16 protein-coding genes are annotated in these 18470 nt (G+C 69.7%); 10 read left to right on the top strand and 6 right to left on the bottom strand.

Features of this window, described 5'->3' with window-relative positions:
• Positions 1-126: 126 nt before the first annotated feature.
• From FYC51_RS05490 to FYC51_RS05475, 4 genes are all read right to left on the bottom strand, one after another.
• Entirely contained in the window at positions 127-1707 is a 1581-nt protein-coding gene (locus FYC51_RS05490) for an alpha/beta fold hydrolase (RefSeq protein WP_187432505.1), read from the bottom strand.
• 131 nt (positions 1708-1838) lie between these two features.
• Positions 1839-3635: an acyl-CoA dehydrogenase family protein gene (locus tag FYC51_RS05485; protein ID WP_148732623.1), complete on the bottom strand. Its 1797-nt coding sequence runs from the start codon at positions 3633-3635 to the stop codon at positions 1839-1841.
• A gap of 104 nt (positions 3636-3739) precedes the next feature.
• A complete protein-coding gene (locus tag FYC51_RS05480; RefSeq protein WP_148732622.1) occupies positions 3740-3961 on the bottom strand; it encodes a tautomerase family protein in 222 nt (73 codons plus the stop codon).
• A 25-nt stretch (positions 3962-3986) separates the two neighbouring features.
• A complete protein-coding gene (locus FYC51_RS05475; RefSeq protein ID WP_148732621.1) occupies positions 3987-4784 on the bottom strand; it encodes an IclR family transcriptional regulator in 798 nt (265 codons plus the stop codon).
• 117 nt (positions 4785-4901) lie between these two features.
• Here FYC51_RS05475 and kduI point away from each other — a divergent pair, with 117 nt between their 5' ends.
• The 8 genes from kduI (at position 4902) to FYC51_RS05435 (ending at position 14267) form a co-directional block, all read left to right on the top strand.
• On the top strand, positions 4902-5762 hold the full coding sequence (gene kduI / locus FYC51_RS05470) for a 5-dehydro-4-deoxy-D-glucuronate isomerase (protein ID WP_238476228.1): 861 nt from the start codon (positions 4902-4904) through the stop codon (positions 5760-5762).
• Positions 5759-6520, top strand: a complete 762-nt coding sequence (locus tag FYC51_RS05465; protein ID WP_148732620.1) for an SDR family oxidoreductase — start codon at positions 5759-5761, stop codon at positions 6518-6520. Before kduI ends, FYC51_RS05465 begins: the two co-directional genes overlap by 4 nt.
• A gap of 46 nt (positions 6521-6566) precedes the next feature.
• A complete protein-coding gene (locus tag FYC51_RS05460; protein ID WP_148732619.1) occupies positions 6567-7664 on the top strand; it encodes a sugar ABC transporter substrate-binding protein in 1098 nt (365 codons plus the stop codon).
• Between the two features lies 1 nt (position 7665).
• Positions 7666-8700 (top strand): ABC transporter permease, encoded by a 1035-nt coding sequence (locus tag FYC51_RS05455; protein WP_148732618.1) that lies wholly within the window; start codon positions 7666-7668, stop codon positions 8698-8700.
• Complete coding sequence (locus FYC51_RS05450; RefSeq protein ID WP_222863205.1) at positions 8697-10259, top strand: sugar ABC transporter ATP-binding protein; 1563 nt, start codon at positions 8697-8699, stop codon at positions 10257-10259. Before FYC51_RS05455 ends, FYC51_RS05450 begins: the two co-directional genes overlap by 4 nt.
• Entirely contained in the window at positions 10259-11260 is a 1002-nt protein-coding gene (locus FYC51_RS05445) for an ABC transporter permease (RefSeq protein ID WP_148732617.1), read from the top strand. Before FYC51_RS05450 ends, FYC51_RS05445 begins: the two co-directional genes overlap by 1 nt.
• Positions 11261-11290: 30 nt before the next feature.
• Positions 11291-12775 carry an aldehyde dehydrogenase family protein gene (locus FYC51_RS05440; RefSeq protein ID WP_148732616.1) on the top strand — a complete coding sequence of 495 codons (1485 nt, stop codon included), beginning with the start codon at positions 11291-11293 and terminating at the stop codon, positions 12773-12775.
• Positions 12776-12872: 97 nt separating this feature from the next.
• On the top strand, positions 12873-14267 hold the full coding sequence (locus FYC51_RS05435) for a sodium/glutamate symporter (protein WP_148732615.1): 1395 nt from the start codon (positions 12873-12875) through the stop codon (positions 14265-14267).
• A gap of 9 nt (positions 14268-14276) precedes the next feature.
• On the opposite strand, the gene FYC51_RS05430 is transcribed toward FYC51_RS05435, so the two are convergent.
• Positions 14277-15305, bottom strand: coding sequence for a LacI family DNA-binding transcriptional regulator (locus tag FYC51_RS05430; protein WP_238476227.1), 1029 nt, complete (start codon positions 15303-15305; stop codon positions 14277-14279).
• A 48-nt stretch (positions 15306-15353) separates the two neighbouring features.
• Positions 15354-16328 (bottom strand): LacI family DNA-binding transcriptional regulator, encoded by a 975-nt coding sequence (locus tag FYC51_RS05425; RefSeq protein WP_238476226.1) that lies wholly within the window; start codon positions 16326-16328, stop codon positions 15354-15356.
• A 253-nt stretch (positions 16329-16581) separates the two neighbouring features.
• Between FYC51_RS05425 and FYC51_RS05420 the strand changes: the two genes are divergently transcribed.
• Together FYC51_RS05420 and FYC51_RS05415 are read left to right on the top strand one after the other, a co-directional pair.
• Positions 16582-17505 (top strand): carbohydrate ABC transporter permease, encoded by a 924-nt coding sequence (locus FYC51_RS05420; RefSeq protein WP_148732613.1) that lies wholly within the window; start codon positions 16582-16584, stop codon positions 17503-17505.
• Positions 17498-18424, top strand: coding sequence for a carbohydrate ABC transporter permease (locus FYC51_RS05415; protein WP_148732612.1), 927 nt, complete (start codon positions 17498-17500; stop codon positions 18422-18424). The genes FYC51_RS05420 and FYC51_RS05415 overlap by 8 nt, the downstream gene beginning before the upstream one ends.
• Positions 18425-18470: the final 46 nt, after the last annotated feature.

Here is an 18470-nt window from a genome sequence, read left to right as displayed (position 1 = left end):
CGAGCCCGTCGTCCCATCGGTCATCCGAATGCCGGTCATCCAGCGCCGCCGCATGGATCGCGTGAGGCGGCGGGCGACATCGCAGCATTGCCGGCCCGCACGGCCTGTTCATGCAGGGTCAAGTGGTCACGGGGTGGTGAAGACGGGCGGCGTCACCTGAGCGATGCAATCCTCGTCGACCGGCGCCGCCGGATCGGCGAGGAACGAATTGATCACCTCCACCGGGCAGGGGTCCTGCAGGATCACCTGGTGCCCCAGTCCCGGAAAATTGACCACTTGCGACGCGCTCAGGGTGGGTGTGGCGGCGTCCTGCCAGGAGGGTGAGGTCACGGCGTCGAACGTTCCGCCGAGGAAGAGCGCGGGCACGTCGCTGACGGCTTCCGCGTGTGCCCGCTCGTCTGCCGGCGGGACGTCCCAGATCTCGCAGTCGGCGAAGAAGCGCGGCACCTGCGGGAGCAGGCTCAGCACGCTCTCGGGGAATCCGGGCAGCGCTTCGGAACCGAGGGCGACGACCTCCTCGAGACTCGTCCGCGGAAGATCCTCGCTGCAGAACACGCCCCACTGCAGGCCCAGCCCGACCACTCCCGCCGGCGGGAGGTACTGGATGACGGATGACGCGATGCCGGTCCCGTCGCCGGCCGCGATCTCATGGATCATCTGGGGGAGCACGGCCGAGTACGCGGGGCCGGTCGCGAGGCGGAGCACCACCACGTTGGCGAGTTTGTACCCGTCGACGACGACCGAGACGGTGTCTCCCGCCGCGGTCGTGACGGGTACGGTCAGCGGTTCGGCGTCGAGTCGATTCACGGCTTCGGTGAATTCGGCCTCGAGGTCGGGGTATGCGGCCGCGCAGGCCTCCTGTGCGGCGCATGCCGCATACATCTCGTCGAAGGCGGCGGCGGACGTGGGCCAGAAATCGGCAGTCCATCGGACGTTGGGTGGCACCACCGAGTCCAGCACGACGCTGCGGACGCCCTCGGGGTGGTCTCGCAGCACGGTCAGCGCGAGATCGGTGCCATAGGACACTCCATAGATGTTCCACTCCTCGATGCCCATCGCCACCCGCAGGTCGGCGATGTCCGCCGCATTCTCAGCCGTGTTGTAGGAGTCGAGTGCGACGCCGTCGTCCACCAGGCGTTCGCGGCAGGCGGCCGTGGCGGCATCGGACTTCTCGCCCGTCGCGGGATCGTTGTACGCCAGCCCGACGGCTTCCGCGTAGAACGCGTCCTGCTCGGGACATGAAATGTACGGTTCGCTGTGATAGGTGCCGCGCTGGTCCACGAACACCACGTCGTGCTCGGCGTTCATACCCGCGGCCACCGCGGCGGGCGCACTGATGAGTCCTGTTCCGCCCGGCCCGCCGTCCAGATACACGATCGGATCGGCCGCCGGCGTCGCCGATACCGCACGAACCGTGGCGACCGCGATGCGCACGGTGCGACCGTCGGGATCACCGCGGGTCTCGGGAACCGTGAGATATCCACACGTGTACTCGGGCCCGAGGTCCAGTTGCGGTGCGCCCTCCAGATTCGGATCCGGGCACGGGCTCTCCTCGTACGAGGCCTCATATGCCGCCGGCTCGGCGGTCGCCGAGGGCGTCGCCGCGGACACGTCCCCGAACGTGCACCCCGTCACCGAGACTCCGGTGAGGGCGAGAGCGACGGCGAGGCACAGCGAGCGGGACGGAGAACTCTGGCGAGGGTTCACGAACCTCACGGTATTCCCCACCAAGGTCCGGCGACAGGTACCGCGCTACACCCACTACTGGGACTTGACCTGCCCAGCAGAGCGGGGCCGCGCCGATCGGCGCGGCCCCCGGATGTCGTTCGTGCGAGGCGTCAGACGCGTGCGGCGCGCCGCACCACGTCGCCGAGCGAGTCGGCGTCGAGGGCGAACAGGTCGCGTGATCCGGCGGTGGCGGCGCCGACGAGTCCGGATGCCGCCGGCAGCAGCTGCTCGGCGTAGAACCGCGCCATCGGCAACTGCGACGCCGCGACACTGTCGCCGTTGAGCGTGCGCGCTGCGAGCGCGGACTTCGCGAGCAACCAGCCACCGACCACGAGCCCCCAGATGCGGAGGTACGGGCTGGAGCCCGCGAGCACCGAGTTCGGGTCGGAGACGCCGGTGCGGAGCATCCACCCGGTCGTCTGCTCGAGCATGTCGAGACCCGTGTTCAGCTGTGAGCGGATGGACGCGAAGTCCTCGCCGGCGACCGCCAGCTCGCCGTCGAGCTCCCGCATGGTGGCGATGAACTCGAGGAACGAGGCGCCGTTGCGCACGCCGAGCTTGCGGCCGACGAGGTCGGCGGCCTGGATGCCGTTCGTGCCCTCGTAGATCGCGGTGATGCGCACGTCGCGGTAGTGCTGGGCGGCTCCGGTCTCCTCGATGAAGCCCATGCCGCCGTGGATCTGGAGCGCGAGCGAGGTGAGCTCGTTGCCGAGGTCGGTGCCGAACGCCTTGCAGATCGGGGTGAGCAGGCCCACGATCTCGTCGGCGCGGGCGCGGGTCGCGGCATCGGGATGGTTCGTGGAGATGTCGACGTACACGGCGTTCTGGAGCATCATCCGCCGGAGCGCGGCGATGTACGACTTCTGCGTCATGAGCATGCGGCGCACGTCGGGGAAGTCGATGATGGGGGAGTCCTGCGTGGCGCCGATCGCCCGGCCCTGGATGCGCTCCTTCGCGTAGTCGAGCGACTGCTGGTAGGCCCGCTCGGCGACGGCGAGGCCCTGCATGCCGACCGACAGGCGGGCGCTGTTCATCATGACGAACATGATGCGCATGCCGAAGTTCTCCTCGCCGATGAGGTAGCCGGTGGCGTCCTCGTACGACAGGACGCAGGTGGGCGAGCCGTGGATGCCCATCTTGTGCTCGAGGCCGACGGTGTGCACGCCGTTGCGCTCACCCAGCGAGCCGTCCTCGTTCACCAGGTGCTTCGGAACGATGAAGCACGAGATGCCCTTCGTGCCGGCGGGCGCGTCGGGCGTGCGGGCGAGCACGAGGTGCACGATCTGGTCGCTCAGGTCGTGGTCGCCGAACGAGATGAAGATCTTCTGGCCGGTGATGCCGTAGGTGCCGTCGGCGCGCTTCACGGCCTTCGTGGTGAGTGCACCGACGTCGGAGCCGGCGTGGGGCTCGGTGAGGTTCATGGTGCCGGCCCACTCGCCGCTGACCATCTTGGGCAGCCACGCCTGCTTCTGCTCGTCGCTGCCGTAGTGGAGGAGCGCCTCGATCGCGCCCTGGGTGAGCAGCGGCCCGAGCGCGAACGCGATGTTCGCGGTGGTGGTCAGCTCCTGGATGGCGAGGCCGACCGTTCGCGGGAACCCTCCGCCGCCGAATTCCTCGGGCAGGGGCACCGAACCCCAGCCGGCATCGACGTAGGCGGCGTAGGCCTCCTTGAAGCCGGTCGGCGTGGTCACCGTCCCGTCGGCGTTCAGGCGGGCGCCCTCGATGTCGCCGGCGCGGTTGGTGGGGGCGACGACCGCAGCAGTGAAGTCGCCGAACTCGTCGAGGATCTCGGAGACCGTGTCGAAGTCGGCGTGCTCGAAGCCCGGAAGCTGCTCGACCTGGTCGTAGCCCACGACGTGCTTGAGCGCGTAGGCGAGGTCGGCAACGGGCGGACGGAAATCATTCATCTTCGGACTGTAGCCCCGGGCCTGCCGCCAGGCGCCGTCATCTGTCGGGATCGACGATGCGGATCGGCCGTTCCGGCGGTGCGCTTGTGGCATCCGGCAATCGGTCAGGCGCCGTGCTTCGCGACCACGTCGGCCCGCGACGAGTCCTCGCTCGCGAGCACGCCGCCGTTCGCGACGACGTCGGCGGAGATCTCCTGGTACACGATGCGCACGTCCTGCGGGCGCGCGCCCAGGATGTCCACGGCGTGGGCGGTGACGGCTTCGGCGAATGCGCGCCGTTGGTCCACGGTGCGACCGCGCAGCAGCTCGACGGTGATGTTGGGCATGGTTCCTCCTTGGTCGGGTCGGATGTCAGATCGCGGTCACGCGGCGACTGCCGAACTGCCGGCTCAGCTGGTCGCGGGTCTCGAGCAGCAGCTCGATGATCGAGCGCTCTCGCTCGTCGTCCAGTCGAGCGATCGGCACCGAGCAGCTGATCGCGTCCTTCGACGGCGTCTGGAACGGGAGCACCACCGCGAAGCACCGCATGCCGAGGCCGGCCTCCTCGGCGTCGATGGCGTAACCCTGGCGCCGCACGTCGGCGAGGTGCTCGATGAGCGCCTCGCGCGAGGTGATCGTGTGCTCCGTCGAGGCGGGAAGGCGCTCGGGGAGGATGCGCCGGATGGTGTCGGCCGGGAGCTCGGCGAGCGTCGCCTTGCCGAGCGCCGTCGCGTGCGCCGGGAGGCGTCGTCCGATGGCGGAGAACATGCGGAGCGGATGCGTCGACTCGCGCTTGGCGAGGTAGACCACGTCGGGCACCTCGAGGCGGGCGAGGTGCACGGTCTCGCCGGTCTCCGCGGCGAGCCCGTCGAGGGCGTCGGACGTGCGGAGCACCGTGGGGTCCTGGTCGACGTAGGAGGATCCGATCAGGAGCGCGTTCATGCCCAGCATGTAGGTCGACCGCGCCGCGTCGCTCTCGACCCATCCCCGGTGCTCGAGCGTGCGGAGGATGCTGTGCATGCTGCTCTTCGGGATGCCGAGACGAGCCGACAGCTCCGCGAGGCTCGCTGTACCGGATGCGAGCGCCTCGAGCACGTCGAGCGTGCGATCGGCGGACTTCACGGGCACGAAGTCGGTGTCGTCCGCGCCGCCGGACAGGGGTTGGGACATCGGTTCTCCTTGACGCTGGCCGTTCACATTCTTGAACGATGTTCTCATACTTGACTCGCTGTGCCGAATCAGTCTACGGTCTCCGTACAAGATACGGAACATCGTTCAAGGATGAGGATGGATCGCCTGCCTCTCCGCGACCGACTCGAGGAGCTGCGCATGGACATCGACCGCCCGGCCATGGACGCCCAGCGCGCCCGTGCCGCGACGACGCAGGAATTGCGGGACGCGTTCCTCGTCGAGGGCCTCTTCCGGGAGGGCGAGGTGTCGACGCTGCACACGGCGGAGGACCGGATGCTCATCGCCGGCGTCGTCCCGTCGGGCTCGGCCCTCGAGCTGTCCGAGATCGAGGCGCTCGGGCCCGATGGCCTCTCCAGGCGGGAGTTCGGCATCGTCAACGTCGGAGGCCCCGGGGTGGTCGTCGTCGACGGCGAGCGGTTCGAGCTCGCACCGCGCGACGGCCTGTACGCCGGTCGCGGCAGCTCGCTCTCGTTCGAGGGCGCCGGGGCGCGCTTCTACGTCGTCGGCGCTCTCGCCCACACGCGACTGCCCGCTGCGCGCATCGCCTTCGACGAGACCGAGCCGGTCGAGCTCGGCGACGAGGCGGGCGCCGGCCGCCGGCGCCTCTACCGCTACATCTGGGGCGGGGGCACCGTCGAGTCGTGCCAGCTGCAGCTCGGCGTCACGGTGCTCGAGCCCGGCGCGGTCTGGAACACCTTCCCGCCGCACCTCCACGCGCGGCGCACCGAGATCTACCTCTACTTCGAACTCCCCGGCGCCGGTCGCGTCGTGCACCTCATGGGCGAGCCCGAGCACACGCGACACCTCATCGTCGCGAACGAGCAGGCCGTCATCGCGCCGCGCTGGTCCATCCACTCCGGCGCCGGGACCGCGCGATACTCCTTCGTCTGGGCGATGGCCGGCGACAACCGCGACTACGGCGACCTCGCCCCGGTTCCGGTGGAGGACCTGCGGTGACGGTCGACACGCTCTTCTCCCTCGCAGGTCGTCGCGCGCTCGTGACCGGTGCGAGCTCGGGGATCGGACGACAGATCGCACGCGGACTCGCCGCCGGCGGGGCATCCGTCGTGCTGATCGGCCGGTCGGCATCGCTCGACGCCACGCGGGCGCAGATCGCCGCGCAGGACGGCGACGCCGTGATCGCGCGCCTCGACCTGCGCGACACCGAGGCGCTGGAGGACGCCGCCGGCGAGCTGGCCGTCGAGCACCCGGTCGACATCCTCGTCAACTGCGCGGGCACGATCCAGCGCGGTCCCTTCCTCGACGTCGACGACCACGAGTGGCGCGACCTCATGGCCGTGAACCTCGAGGCGCCCCGCGTGCTGAGTCGGGCCTTCGGCGAGGGCATGCTCGCGCGCGGCCGCGGGAAGATCATCAACATCGCGAGCCTGCTCTCGTTCCAGGGAGGTCGTCAGGTCGCCGGGTACGCCGTGAGCAAGCACGCCCTCGTGGGGCTGACGCGCGCCCTCGCGAACGAGTGGGCCGACCGCGGGGTGCAGGTGAACGCCATCGCCCCCGGCTACATCGCCACCGACAACACCGCGGCGCTGCGCGCCGACCCCGAGCGCGACCTCGAGATCCTCTCGCGCATCCCGTCGGGGCGCTGGGGCCGCCCCGAGGACCTCGTCGGCGCGGCCGTCTTCCTCGCCTCGCCGGCATCCGACTACATCACCGGACACACCCTCGTCGTCGACGGGGGGTGGATGTCGCGATGACCGAGACCACCCACCTCACCTCGAATCCCGAAACGGAGCACAGCACATGATCAGCACATCCGCCCGCAGCCGGCGCGCGCTCGCGTTCGCCGCCGCCGGCCTGACCGCGCTGGCACTCGCCGGCTGCGCGACCGAGTCCGCCGCCGAAGGCGACGGCGGACAGGCCGCCGCATGCGCGCCCGAGGACATCCAGCTCATCGGCCAGGTCCGCAACGAGACCAACCCGTACGAGAAGGCCTGGCTCGACGGCGGCGACGAGTTCGCCGAGTCGGTCGGACTCACCCAGACCCGCCTCACCTACGACGGCGAGTCGCCCAAGCAGCAGGAGCAGCTGCGCCAGGCCCTCAGCACGGGCAACCCCGAGTGCATGGTGCTCAACGTCCTGCCCAACGGCGACTCCGACACGACCCCGATCGTCAAGGAGGCGGATGCCGCCGGAGCCTACCTCGTGACGCACTGGAACAAGCCGGCCGACCTCGACCCCTGGGACGGCTACGACACCTGGATCTCGCACATCACGTTCAACGGCGTGGACTCGGGTCGCCAGATCGCCGAGGCGATGTTCGAGGCGATGGGCGGCGAGGGCGGCATCATCGCCCTCCAGGGCATCCTCGACACGAGCGCCGCGAAGGACCGCTTCATCGGCCTGGAGGACGCGCTCGCCGAGAACCCCGGCGTGACCCTGCTCGACGAGCAGGCGGCCGACTTCGACCGCACGACCGCGTTCAACGTGACCAAGACGCTCATCACCAAGCACGGCGACGCGATCACGGGCGTCTGGGCGGCCAACGACGACATGGCGCTCGGTGCGCTGCAGGCGCTCGAGGCGGCGGGCATGAGCGGGGTCGCCGTGGTCGGCATCGACGCGGTCCCCGAGGCGGTCCAGGCGATCGCCGACGGCAAGATGACCGCGACGGTGTCGAGCGACGGCCCGTGGCAGGGCGGCATCGGCCTCGCGATGGGCTACTGCGCACTGACCGGCGAGCTGGCGGTCTCCGACCTCAGCGACGAGGAGCGCGCCTTCTTCGCGAAGCAGACGCTCATCGACGCGTCCAACGCCGAAGCGAACCTCACGCCGTCGGTGAACCTCGAGGACTTCGAGTGCGGCAACCTGTTCAACCGCGTCGACGGGCCGGTGAGCTGACATGACGCCCGCCCGGCTCGGGCAGGCGCCGCCCGAGACCGGGCGGGCCGCCGGCCCACGACCTCGACCGCGCCGCTTCGATCGTGCGACGCTCCTCGCCGACTTCGGTCCGCTGGCCGCCCTCGTGCTGCTGTGCATCCTCTTCGCCGTCCTCAGCCCGCAGTTCGCGACGTGGGGCAACGTGCGGAACCTCCTCGACTCCGCGGCGGTGCTCGCGGTCATCGCGGTCGGCCTCACGTTCGTCCTGCTGCTCGGCGCGATCGACCTGTCGATCGAGGGCGTCATGGCGACCGCCGCCCTGAGCGTGGCGCTCCTGGTGGCCAACAGCCGGAACGACATCGACCTCGGCCTGCTGGGCGTCGTCGCGGCCGTGGCCCTCGGCGCATGCTTCGGCCTCGCGAGCGGCATGCTGTCGACGGGGCTCAAGATCCCGTCGTTCATGACGACGCTCGGCATCTCGGCCATCGGGATCGGCATCGCGACGGTGCTGTTCGGCGGCGTGCAGCCGACGTTGCGCTCGCCGGAGCTCGCGGAGTGGGCGGCCGGACAGTGGCTCGGACTCACCCGGCTGACCTACGTCGCGATCGCGGTGGTCGTCATCGGGCTCCTCGTCCAGCGATACACGCGGCTCGGCCGGTACGCCCGGGCGATCGGCGGCGCCGAGGAGCTGGCACTGCTCTCCGGCATCCCGGTGCGTCGCTACAAGACCCTGGCGTTCACGTTCGCGGGCGCCGCGTACGGGCTCGCGGGCGTCATGGTCACGGTGCAGCTCGGCTCGGGCATCGTGCAGGCCGGCGTCGGGCAGAACTTCGCCGCCATCACGGCCGCCGTCGTCGGCGGCACGCTCCTCTCCGGAGGCCGCGGCGGGGTGCTGCAGTCGATCGTCGGGGTGCTCATCGTCACCGTCCTCGCCAACGGGCTCGTGCTCATCGGCGTGAGCCCGTACGTGCAGCGAGCGGTCCAGGGAGTGATCGTCGTCGCGGCCGTCGTCATCACGGCGTGGCCGCTGCGGCGGAGATTGCGAGTGGTCAAGTGAGTGCGGACATCGAGACGACCCTGGACGTGGAGCGTCCCTCGAGCACCGCGCCGGTCCTGGCGGTGCGAGAGCTCCGGAAGCGGTTCGCCGAGACCACGGCCCTCGACGGCGTGACGTTCGAGGTACGGCAGCACGAGGTGGTCGGGCTCATCGGCGAGAACGGCGCGGGCAAGTCCACGCTGCTGAAGATGCTGGTGGGACTCGCCCAGCCCGACTCGGGCTCGATCGAGCTGCGGGGCGAGCGCGTCAGGATGCGCGGCATCGCGCAGGCGGGGGCTGCGGGGATCGGGATGGTGTTCCAGGAGCAGTCGCTCATCCCCAACCTCACGGTCGCCGAGAACATCCTCCTCGGCGCGGAGGGCCCCGCCGTCGTCGGCGGCCTCTACCGCTGGGGAGAGCTGCGGCGGCGCGCCCAGGTGCAACTCGACAAGATCGGCTCGGACATCTCGACCGACGCCGTCACGGAGAGCCTCAGCTTCGCCGACCGGCAGCTCGTCGAGATCGCGAAGGTCCTCGCGACCGAGGAGCGCACCAACGCCGAACCGGTCGTGCTCCTCGACGAGCCGACCTCGGTGCTCGACCGCGACGAGACCGAGGTCCTGTTCGCCCAGATCGAGCGGTTGCGCACGCGCGCCTCCGTCGTGTTCGTCTCGCACCGCCTCGACGAGGTGCTCCGCGTTTCCGACCGCGTCTACGTGCTGCGGAACGGCCAGACCGTGGCGGAGTGCGTGCCGGGGGACGTCGACGAGGCGACCCTGCGCCGGCTCATGATCGGCCGCGACCTGGAGGGCAGCCACTACGACGAGGAGCGGCAGCTGCCGCCCCGCGACGAGGTGCGCCTGTCGGTGCGCGGACTCACGGTCAAGGGTGTCTGCGACCGCGTCGACTTCGACCTGCATGAGGGCGAGGTGCTCGGGATCGCAGGCGTGCAGGGATCGGGTCGGGAGGAGCTGTGCCGGAGCCTCTTCGGCGCACTCGCGAGTCGCAGCGAGTCCGTCACGCTGGAGGGCAGGCCGCTGAGGTCGCGCTCGCCTCGGGCCGCGATCGCATCCGACATCGGGTTCGTGCCCGCGGAGCGCCGTCGGGAGGGGATGGTCGGCTCGATGTCGGTCGCCGAGAACATCACCCTGCCGCACCTCGCCGAGGTGTGCGCAGGCCCGATGCTGCAGCGCGGCAGGGAGCGGGCACTCGCCGACGAGTGGATCGACCGGCTCAGCATCCGCACCCCGTCGGCGTCGGCGCCGCTCGGGTCGCTGTCGGGCGGCAACCAGCAGAAGGCGGTGCTCGCCCGCTGGCTCGTGTCCGACTCGCTGCGGCTCCTCATCCTCGACCATCCGACGCGTGGCCTGGACGTCGGGGCGAAGACCGAGGTCTACCAGTTGATCCGCGAGCTCACCGCGTCGGGGATGTCGGTGCTGCTCATGGCCGACAGCCTCGAAGAGCTCATCGCCATGAGCCACCGCGTCCTCGTCATGAAGGACGGGCGCGTCACCGAGGTCATCGATGCACCCGCGGGCGCGAAGCCCGCCCCGCTGCGAGTGCTGGAACGGATGGTGTGATGAGCGTCACCGACAAGACCGGCACGTTCGCCCGACTCGGCGAGCCGCCTCGACTCACGCAGACCACCCGACGGCAGCTGCTGCTGACCGTGATGCCCGTGATCGTCCTCGCGGCCCTCGTCGCGGCGATCGCGATCGCCAACCCCAACTTCCTGCGCCCCCTGAGCATCTGGACGGTGCTCGATTCGGCGGTGCCGCTGATGATCCTCGCCTCCGGCGCGATGCTCGTCATCCTGTGCGGCGGGATCGACCTCTCGGTCGCCGCCCTCGCCTCGATGGCGTCGGTGCTCGTCGCGCTGTGGATCCCCGTGCTCGGCCCGTGGGTCGTGCCCGTGGTCGTGCTGGTCGGCGCCCTTGCGGGGTTGCTCCAGGGCGCCATCCATGTCGTCGCGCAGATCCCGTCGTTCCTCGTCACCCTCGGCGGGCTGGCGGTGTGGTCGGGGATCGCCCTCGTCGCCTCCGGGGCGTCGACGATCGGCGTCTCGGGTTCGACCCTCGACTGGACGTTCACCCGGGTCGGCCCCTGGCGCATCCCGAGCGCCGTGCTCATCGCCGCCGCGATCGTCGTGGTCTTCGCGCTCGTGCTGACGTTCACCCCGGTGCGGCGCTGGCTCATCTCGATCGGCAGCAGCGAGCCGGCCGCGCTCATGGCCGGCGTGCCGGTCGCCCAGACGAAGATCGCCGCGTTCGTCGTGTCGGGCGCGTGCGCGGGATTCGCGGGCGTGATGCTCGTCGGCCGCACCTACAGCGGTGCGCCGAGCCTCGCGGATTCCCTGCTTCTGCCGGTGGTCGCCGCCATCGTGGTGGGTGGGACGGCGATCACCGGTGGATTCGGCGGAATCGGACGTACCGTGATCGGAGTGCTCATCATCACGGTGCTGCGCGTGGGACTCTCGGTGGCGGGCGTCGACTCCTCGTACGAGCAGATCTTCTACGGGGTGCTGGTGATCGCCGCGGTCGCCCTCACGATCGACCGCTCCAAGCTTCCATTCGTCAAGTGACCGCACATGACGTCAACTGAAAGGAACCCCATGACCAACGCAGCCCTGCTCCCGAGCGTCGCCGAGTTCGTCGGCTCGCCCCGGCAGCTGCTCATCGACGGTGAGTGGCAGGATGCCGCGGACGGCCGCACCTTCGCGACGATCGACCCCGCGACCGAGGATGCGATCACCCAGGTGGCCCAGGCCGGACCCGAGGACGTGAACCGCGCGGTCGCAGCGGCAAGGCGCGCGTTCGAGCACGGCTCCGCGTGGAACCGGTTCACCCCACGCCAGCGCGGACGCCTGCTGTGGAGGATCGCCGACCTGCTCGAGGAGCACGCCGACGAGTTCGCGCAGCTGGAGGCGCTCGACGGCGGCAAGCCGTTCGTCGGCGCGCGCGACGGCGACGTGGCCACGGCCGCCGAGCTGTTCCGCTACTTCGCCGGCTGGGCGAACAAGACCGAGGGCACGACGATCCCGCTGTCCAGCGAGACCTCGGAGTTCCTCGCCTACACGGTGCGCGAGCCGATCGGGGTCGTGGCCGGGATCGTCCCATGGAACTTCCCGCTGACGATGGCGGCCTTCAAGATCGTCCCCGCGATCACGGTGGGCAACACCGTCGTGCTGAAGCCGGCCGAGCAGACGCCCCTCAGCGCGCTGCGCCTCGGCGAGCTGCTCCTCGAGGCCGGACTGCCGGCGGGAGTCGTCAACGTCCTCCCCGGGTTCGGCGACACCGGAGCGGCCCTCGTCGCACACCGCGACGTCGACAAGGTCGCGTTCACGGGCTCGACGGAGGTGGGCAAGAAGATCGCTGCGGCCGCCGCCGGCAACCTGAAGAAGGTCTCGCTCGAGCTCGGAGGCAAGGCCCCGAACCTCGTCTTCGACGACGCCGACCTCGCCAAGGCGATCCCCGGCTCGGCGCACGCCGCGTTCTTCAACCAGGGCCAGTGCTGCGTGAACGGCTCACGCCTCTACGTGCAGCGCGGCGTGTTCGACGAGGTCGTCGCAGGGATCGCGGAGATCGCCCGCGGCATCCGTGTCGGCAGCGCCTTCGACGAGCGCACCGACATGGGTCCGCTCATCTCGGACGAGCAGTTCGCGAAGGTCACGGGCTACCTCGAGGCGGGCGTCGCCGAGGGGGCGACGGTCGCCGAGGGCGGCGTGCGCGTCGGCGACCGCGGCTACTTCGTGCGTCCCACCGTCTTCACCGACGTGAGCGAGCAGATGTCGATCCAGCAGGACGAGATCTTCGGGCCGGTCGTCACGGCCGTGCCGTTCGACACCGAGGAGGAGGCGATCAGGCTCGCGAACGACACCCGCTACGGGCTCGCGGCGGGCGTGTGGTCGCGCGACATCGGCACCGCGCACCGGGTGGGCGGCCGCCTCCGGGCGGGCACCATCTGGCTCAACTCGTGGCACGCCGACGACGTGACGCTGCCCCGCGGCGGGTACAAGGAGTCGGGCTGGGGTCGCGAGCTCGGCTCGTTCGGCCTCGAGGACTACACCGAGCTGAAGACGGTCATCGCCGAGCTGTGACGGCCTCGCGGCTGGTCGGGCCGCGAGGCCTCGCTCCGGCCATCGACGCGCGCAGCGGGTCGTGACGCCGGACGCCTCGGTGCGCCACACTGTGGTCATGTTCGGTGGGTACACGGACGCGCAGTGGGCGGGCATCGGGTTCGTGCTGCTGGGCATCGCGCTGATGCTCGCGGTGCTGCTGCGCCGATTCGTGCCGTTCCTCGCGGCGCTCTACATCCCGGCGAGCGTCATCGCCGGGTTCCTGATCCTGCTCCTCGGGCCGCAAGTGCTCGGGGCGATCACCGGCGGCTGGAGCCTGGTCCCGCCCGAGGCGGCATCCGTCATGTCTCGACTGCCGGGCCTGATGATCAACATCGTCTTCGCGGGCATCATGATCGGCAAGAGCCTGCCGTCGGTGCGGCAGATCTGGAACGAGTCGGCGCCGCACGTCATCCTCGGGTCGGTCTTCTCGTTCGGGCAGTTCGCGCTCGGCGCGTTCGCGGTCGCCTTCATCCTGACGCCGCTGTTCGGGCTGCCGGATGCCGCGGGGTCGATCCTCGAGCTCTCGTTCGCGGGTGGGCACGGCACGATCGCGGGCATGGGCGGCATCCTCGAGGAGGCCGGCGCGCCGGAGGTCGTCGACATCGGCCTCGGCCTCGCGACGATCAGCATGATCACGGGCGTGGTCGGCGGATCGATCCTCGTGAACTACGCGATCCGCAGCCCGCGCATCCAGGTGGCGCGCATGGCGCCGACGCACGGAGACGGCCCGGCGAGCCTGCAGCAGGTGCGGCCGAACACCGGCGACCAGGCTTCGCCGGGTGACATCGGTCTCGGCGCGATGAGCCGGGCCTTCGGCGCGATCGCCGTCGCCATCGCGCTGGCGATCGTGATCCTCGAGGTGCTCCGCTGGATCACGAACGCGTTCGGCTCGCACATCTTCGACGCGTTCCCGTTGTTCCCCTTCACGGTCATCGGGGGCTTCCTCGTGCAGCTCGTGCTCACGGCCACCAAGCACGAGTACCTCGTGCAGCGGCGGAACGTGAACGACATCAGCGGGCTCGCGCTCGACGTGCTCATCGCTGCGGCGATCGGCACGATGTCGCTCCAGGCGCTCGGCTCGAACATCCCGAGCCTCGCCATCCTGACCCTCATCGCGCTCGCCTGGAGCGTGATCGGCATGCTGTGGCTCGGCCCGCGCATCCACCGCACGCACTGGTTCGAGCACGCGATCGCGGACTTCGGGCAGTCGCAGGGCAACGTCGCGACCGGGTTCGTGCTCGCCGACATGGCCGACCCCGCTCGCACGACGAACGCCGCCCGCGCGTACGGCTACAAGCAGCTGATCTACGAGCCGTTCCTCGGCGGCGGCATCCTCACCGCCTTCAGCGTGCCGATCATCCTGCAGATCGGCTCGGTCGCGTTCGGGGTGGTCTCGCTCGTCGTCACGGTGCTGCTCATCCTGTGGGGGACGCTTCGGGGGAGGCGGGCCTCGGGGGCGCCCGGTGGGTGAACTCCATCGTCAGGAGTCGCGGGGAGCGCCGACGGACTCGCGCCAGACGATCCGGGTCATCGGCTCCGTCGACGGCGTGACGGGCTCGCCGGTGATCGAGGCGATGAGGCGCGCCATCGCCTTGCTCCCGACGCGTTCGAGGTCGACGTCGACGGTCGTCAGCGACGGCGAGAGGAAGCCGGTGATCCGGTCGTTGTCCCAGCCGGTGACGCTGACGTCGCCCGGCACGTCCCAGCCGCGATCACGCGCTCCGCGCAGCACGCCGGCGGCGACGAGGTCGTTCGCCGCGAGGATCGCCGTCGGCAGGTTCCGTTCGTCGAGGGAGCCCACCGCGGCGAGCCCCGACTCCCCGGACCAGTCGCCGTCGAAGACGCCGATCGACTCGAGGCCCATCCGGTCGATCGTCTCGAGGTACGTCTGCTTCCGCGCCCGCGCTGACGCGAACTGCTGGTCGCCCGCGACATGGAAGAACCGGCGGTGCCCGAGCTCGACGAGGTGCTCGATGATCTCCGTCACCGGTGCGCCGTCGGCAAGCTCGCCGATGCTGCGCATCTCGTCGTCGAAGTCGGCCGAGACGACGATCGCGGGGGAGTCGGCGAAGCGCCCCTCGCTCGACGGCGCCACGGGTGCGAACGATAGGATCCCCTCGAACTGGCCGGAATCCGCGAGCTCGGCGATGCGGTCGGCTCGCGCGTCGGCACCACCCGCGAGGCTCAGCACGTCGACGCTGTATCCGGCGTCGAAGGCGGTCGTGCTCGCGCCGTCGAGCATACGTGCCGGGTTGAACGCGATGGCCGGGACGAGCACGGCGAGGCGTCCCGTCCGTCGCGTCCGCATCGAGCGGGCGACGAGGTTGGGCCGGTAGTTGAGCTCCTTGATCGCGGCGTCGAGCTTCGCCCGGGTGGCCGGCTTGACTCCGGAGTTGAAGCGGATGTAGCGCGAGACCGTTTGGTGGGAGACGCCGGCCAGTCGGGCGACCTCCATGATCGTCGGCCGGCGGCCGGTATTCCCGGGTCCCGGGGTGTCAGGTTCCGTCACGCTCCGAGCCTCCCACCCGCTTGCAGCTCGACGCAAAGGTCCGGTCGGCTAGTCGGTCGGTGCTGGGCCAACCGATTCCCGCCAGATGATCCGGCTGATCGGAGCGTCGGGCGCCGGGTCGGGCTCCTTGCGCACCGAGGCGATGAGGCGCTTCATCGCGTTGCTGCCGAGGCGCTCCAAGTCGATGTCGACCGTCGTCAGCGAGGGGGAGAGGAATTGGCCGACCGGGACGTTGTCCCATCCGGTCACGCTGAGATCCTCGGGCACGCTCCAGCCCCGGTCGCGTGCGCCGCGGATCACGCCGGACGCGACGAGGTCGTTGGCGGCGATGATCGCCGTCGGGCGATCGCGCTCGTCGAGCCGATCGACGGCCCGGATGCCGCTCTCGGCCGTCCAGTCGCCGTCGAACACTCCCGCGGACTCGAGGCCGAGCTCGTCGATGCTGTCGAGATAGGTCTGTCGCCGGCCCCGCGCCGAGGCGAAGTCCTGGGAGCCGGCGACGTGGAGGAAGCGGCGGTGGCCGAGGTCGGCGAGGCGGGCGATGAGCTCGCGCACGGGCGACCCGTCGGCGAGTTCGCCGATGCCGCGCATCTCGTCGTCGAAGTCGGAAGACCCTACGATGGCGGCGTCACGAGCGAGGAGTTCGTCGCTCGACGGTGTGATGGGAGCCAGCGAGAGGATGCCCTCCACCTGTCCGGAATCGGCGAGCTCGAGGATGCGCTCGGTGCGTGCCTCCGCCCCGCCTTCGAGGCTCAGGACGTCGACCGCGTAGCCGGCCGCATGGGCGGCGGCGGTGGCGCCGGCGAGCATGCGTGCGGGGTTGAAGGCGACGGTTGGCATGAGGATGGCCACCCGCCCGGATCGTCGCGTGCGCATCGAACGCGCCACGAGGTTCGGCCGGTAGTTGAGCTCGCGGATCGCGGCGTCGACGCGTTCGACCGTCGCCGGCTTCAGCCCGCCCTGGAACCGCAGGTACCGGGAGACCGTCTGGTGGGACACGCCGGCCAGACGGGCGACATCCATGATCGTCGGCCGTTTCGGGCTTGCTCGTACCTCGGTCAAATCCCGCTCCCTCCCAGGTCGTGACCTCATCTTGACAGAAATAGTGAACCTTCACTAGCGTAGCGCGCAGCAAAAAGTGTACGATCACTTTCACGAAAGTGCACGATCACTATGCAGCTCGATCCAAAGGAGTATCCGTGCCGTTCCCCACCTCGATTCGCCGCGACGCATGGCGTTCGCGCGGGTCGATCCGCCGCTCCCCGTGGAGCGCCCGATGAGCGCGATCAACGAGCTTCGACACCTGAAGGGCGGGTCGGGCCAGACGACGAAGCGCGACGGCAAGGCGGCCCTCGTATTCCTCGCCCCATGGTTCATAGGTCTGTTCGCCATCACGGCGGGTCCGATGCTCGCCTCGCTCTACCTGAGCTTCACGAAGTACAACCTGCTGCAGCCGCCGGTGTTCACCGGGCTCGACAACTTCACCCGCATGTTCACCGACGAACGCCTGCACAAGTCGCTCGGCGTCACGTTCACGTACGTGCTGGTCTCGGTGCCACTGCAGCTCGCCCTGGCGCTCGCGCTGGCGGTCCTGCTCGACCGCGGCGTCCGTGGGCTGTCCTTCTACCGCTCGATCTACTACCTGCCCTCCCTCATCGGCGGCAGCGTCGCGATCGCGGTGCTCTGGCGCACCGTCTTCGGCACCGACGGACTGTTCAACGTCGTGCTCGGATGGTTCGGCATCGAGGGCAAGGGCTGGATCTCCGACCCCGACACCGCGCTGTGGACCTTGATCCTGCTCAATGTCTGGACGTTCGGTGCGCCGATGGTGATCTTCCTCGCCGGCCTCCGCCAGATCCCCGGCTCCTACTACGAGGCGGCGAGCGTCGACGGGGCGTCGAAGTGGCGGCAGTTCTGGAGCATCACCGTGCCGCTGCTCAGCCCGATCATCTTCTTCAACCTGGTGCTGCAGATCATCCACTCGTTCCAGTCGTTCACGCAGGCGTTCGTCGTCTCGGGCGGAACGGGCGGTCCCGCGGACTCGACGCTCGTCTTCTCCCTCTACCTCTACCAGCGGGGATTCGGCGCGTTCGACATGGGCTACGCGGCATCCCTCGCCTGGCTGCTGGTGATCATCATCGGCGCCTTCACCGCGATCAACTTCTGGGCCTCGAAGTACTGGGTGTTCTACGATGACTGACCTGCTCCGCCGTGACGACACGGCCACCTCCGCGATCCTCGCCGCACCGACGGGCGCCACACGCGCTCCTGCCGGCCGCCGGAGACATGGCTTCGGCGCGCTCCGATCCGTGATCAAGCACACGGTGCTCATCCTCGGCGCGCTGCTGATGCTCTATCCGGTGCTGTGGATGGTCGCGAGCTCCCTCCGGCCGAACGACGCGATCTTCACCGACCTGAGCATCATCCTGCGCGACTTCCACATCGAGAACTACGTCAACGGGTGGAACGCCTTCGCCGAGCCGTTCGGCCACTACCTGATCAACTCGGCCCTGGTGGTCCTCGGGTGCATCCTCGGGAACCTCGTGGCGTGCTCGATGGCGGCGTACGCCTTCGCGCGGCTGGAGTTCCGAGGCAAGAAGTGGTGGTTCGCGATCATGCTCGTGACGATCATGCTCCCGATCCACGTGATCATCGTGCCGCAGTACATCATGTTCGCCCAGCTCGGATGGGTGAACACCTACCTCCCGCTCATCCTGCCGAAGGTGCTGGCGACCGATGCCTTCTTCATCTTCCTGATGGTGCAGTTCATCCGCGGCATCCCGCGTGAGCTCGACGAGGCCGCACGCATCGACGGCGCCGGACACGGGAGGACCTTCCTCCAGATCATCCTGCCGTTGATGGTCCCCGCGCTCGGCACCACCACGATCTTCACGTTCATCTGGGTCTGGAACGACTTCTTCAGTCAGCTCATCTACCTCACGAAGCCGGAGAAGTACACGACGCCGCTCGCCCTGCGGGCGTTCGTGGACCAGCAGGCTGCGACGGACTGGGGCGCGGTCTTCGCGATGAGCGTCGTGTCGTTGCTGCCCGTGTTCATCGTCTTCCTCCTCGGCCAGCGATTCCTCATCCAGGGGATCGCGACCACGGGAGGCAAGTAGTCCGGCGCGCCGGCGCGCCCCGGACCGTGCGCGGCGGCCCCCGCCC

This window comes from Agromyces mariniharenae (genome assembly GCF_008122505.1).
Lineage (GTDB): Bacteria > Actinomycetota > Actinomycetes > Actinomycetales > Microbacteriaceae > Agromyces > Agromyces mariniharenae.
The sequence above is the reverse complement of the archived record's forward strand: the minus strand, read 5'-3'. Positions and strand labels throughout refer to the sequence as shown.

Excerpts from the sequence above, each read along its gene's own strand:
- FYC51_RS05485 (WP_148732623.1), bottom strand. The coding sequence starts at position 3,635 with ATGAATGATTTCCGTCCGCCCGTTGCCGACCTCGCCTACGCGCTCAAG.
- FYC51_RS05480 (WP_148732622.1), bottom strand. The coding sequence starts at position 3,961 with ATGCCCAACATCACCGTCGAGCTGCTGCGCGGTCGCACCGTGGACCAA.
- FYC51_RS05475 (WP_148732621.1), bottom strand. The coding sequence starts at position 4,784 with ATGTCCCAACCCCTGTCCGGCGGCGCGGACGACACCGACTTCGTGCCC.
- kduI (WP_238476228.1), top strand. The coding sequence starts at position 4,902 with ATGGATCGCCTGCCTCTCCGCGACCGACTCGAGGAGCTGCGCATGGAC.
- FYC51_RS05460 (WP_148732619.1), top strand. The coding sequence starts at position 6,567 with ATGATCAGCACATCCGCCCGCAGCCGGCGCGCGCTCGCGTTCGCCGCC.
- FYC51_RS05455 (WP_148732618.1), top strand. The coding sequence starts at position 7,666 with ATGACGCCCGCCCGGCTCGGGCAGGCGCCGCCCGAGACCGGGCGGGCC.
- FYC51_RS05445 (WP_148732617.1), top strand. The coding sequence starts at position 10,259 with ATGAGCGTCACCGACAAGACCGGCACGTTCGCCCGACTCGGCGAGCCG.
- FYC51_RS05440 (WP_148732616.1), top strand. The coding sequence starts at position 11,291 with ATGACCAACGCAGCCCTGCTCCCGAGCGTCGCCGAGTTCGTCGGCTCG.
- FYC51_RS05435 (WP_148732615.1), top strand. The coding sequence starts at position 12,873 with ATGTTCGGTGGGTACACGGACGCGCAGTGGGCGGGCATCGGGTTCGTG.
- FYC51_RS05425 (WP_238476226.1), bottom strand. The coding sequence starts at position 16,328 with ATGGATGTCGCCCGTCTGGCCGGCGTGTCCCACCAGACGGTCTCCCGG.
- FYC51_RS05420 (WP_148732613.1), top strand. The coding sequence starts at position 16,582 with ATGAGCGCGATCAACGAGCTTCGACACCTGAAGGGCGGGTCGGGCCAG.
- FYC51_RS05415 (WP_148732612.1), top strand. The coding sequence starts at position 17,498 with ATGACTGACCTGCTCCGCCGTGACGACACGGCCACCTCCGCGATCCTC.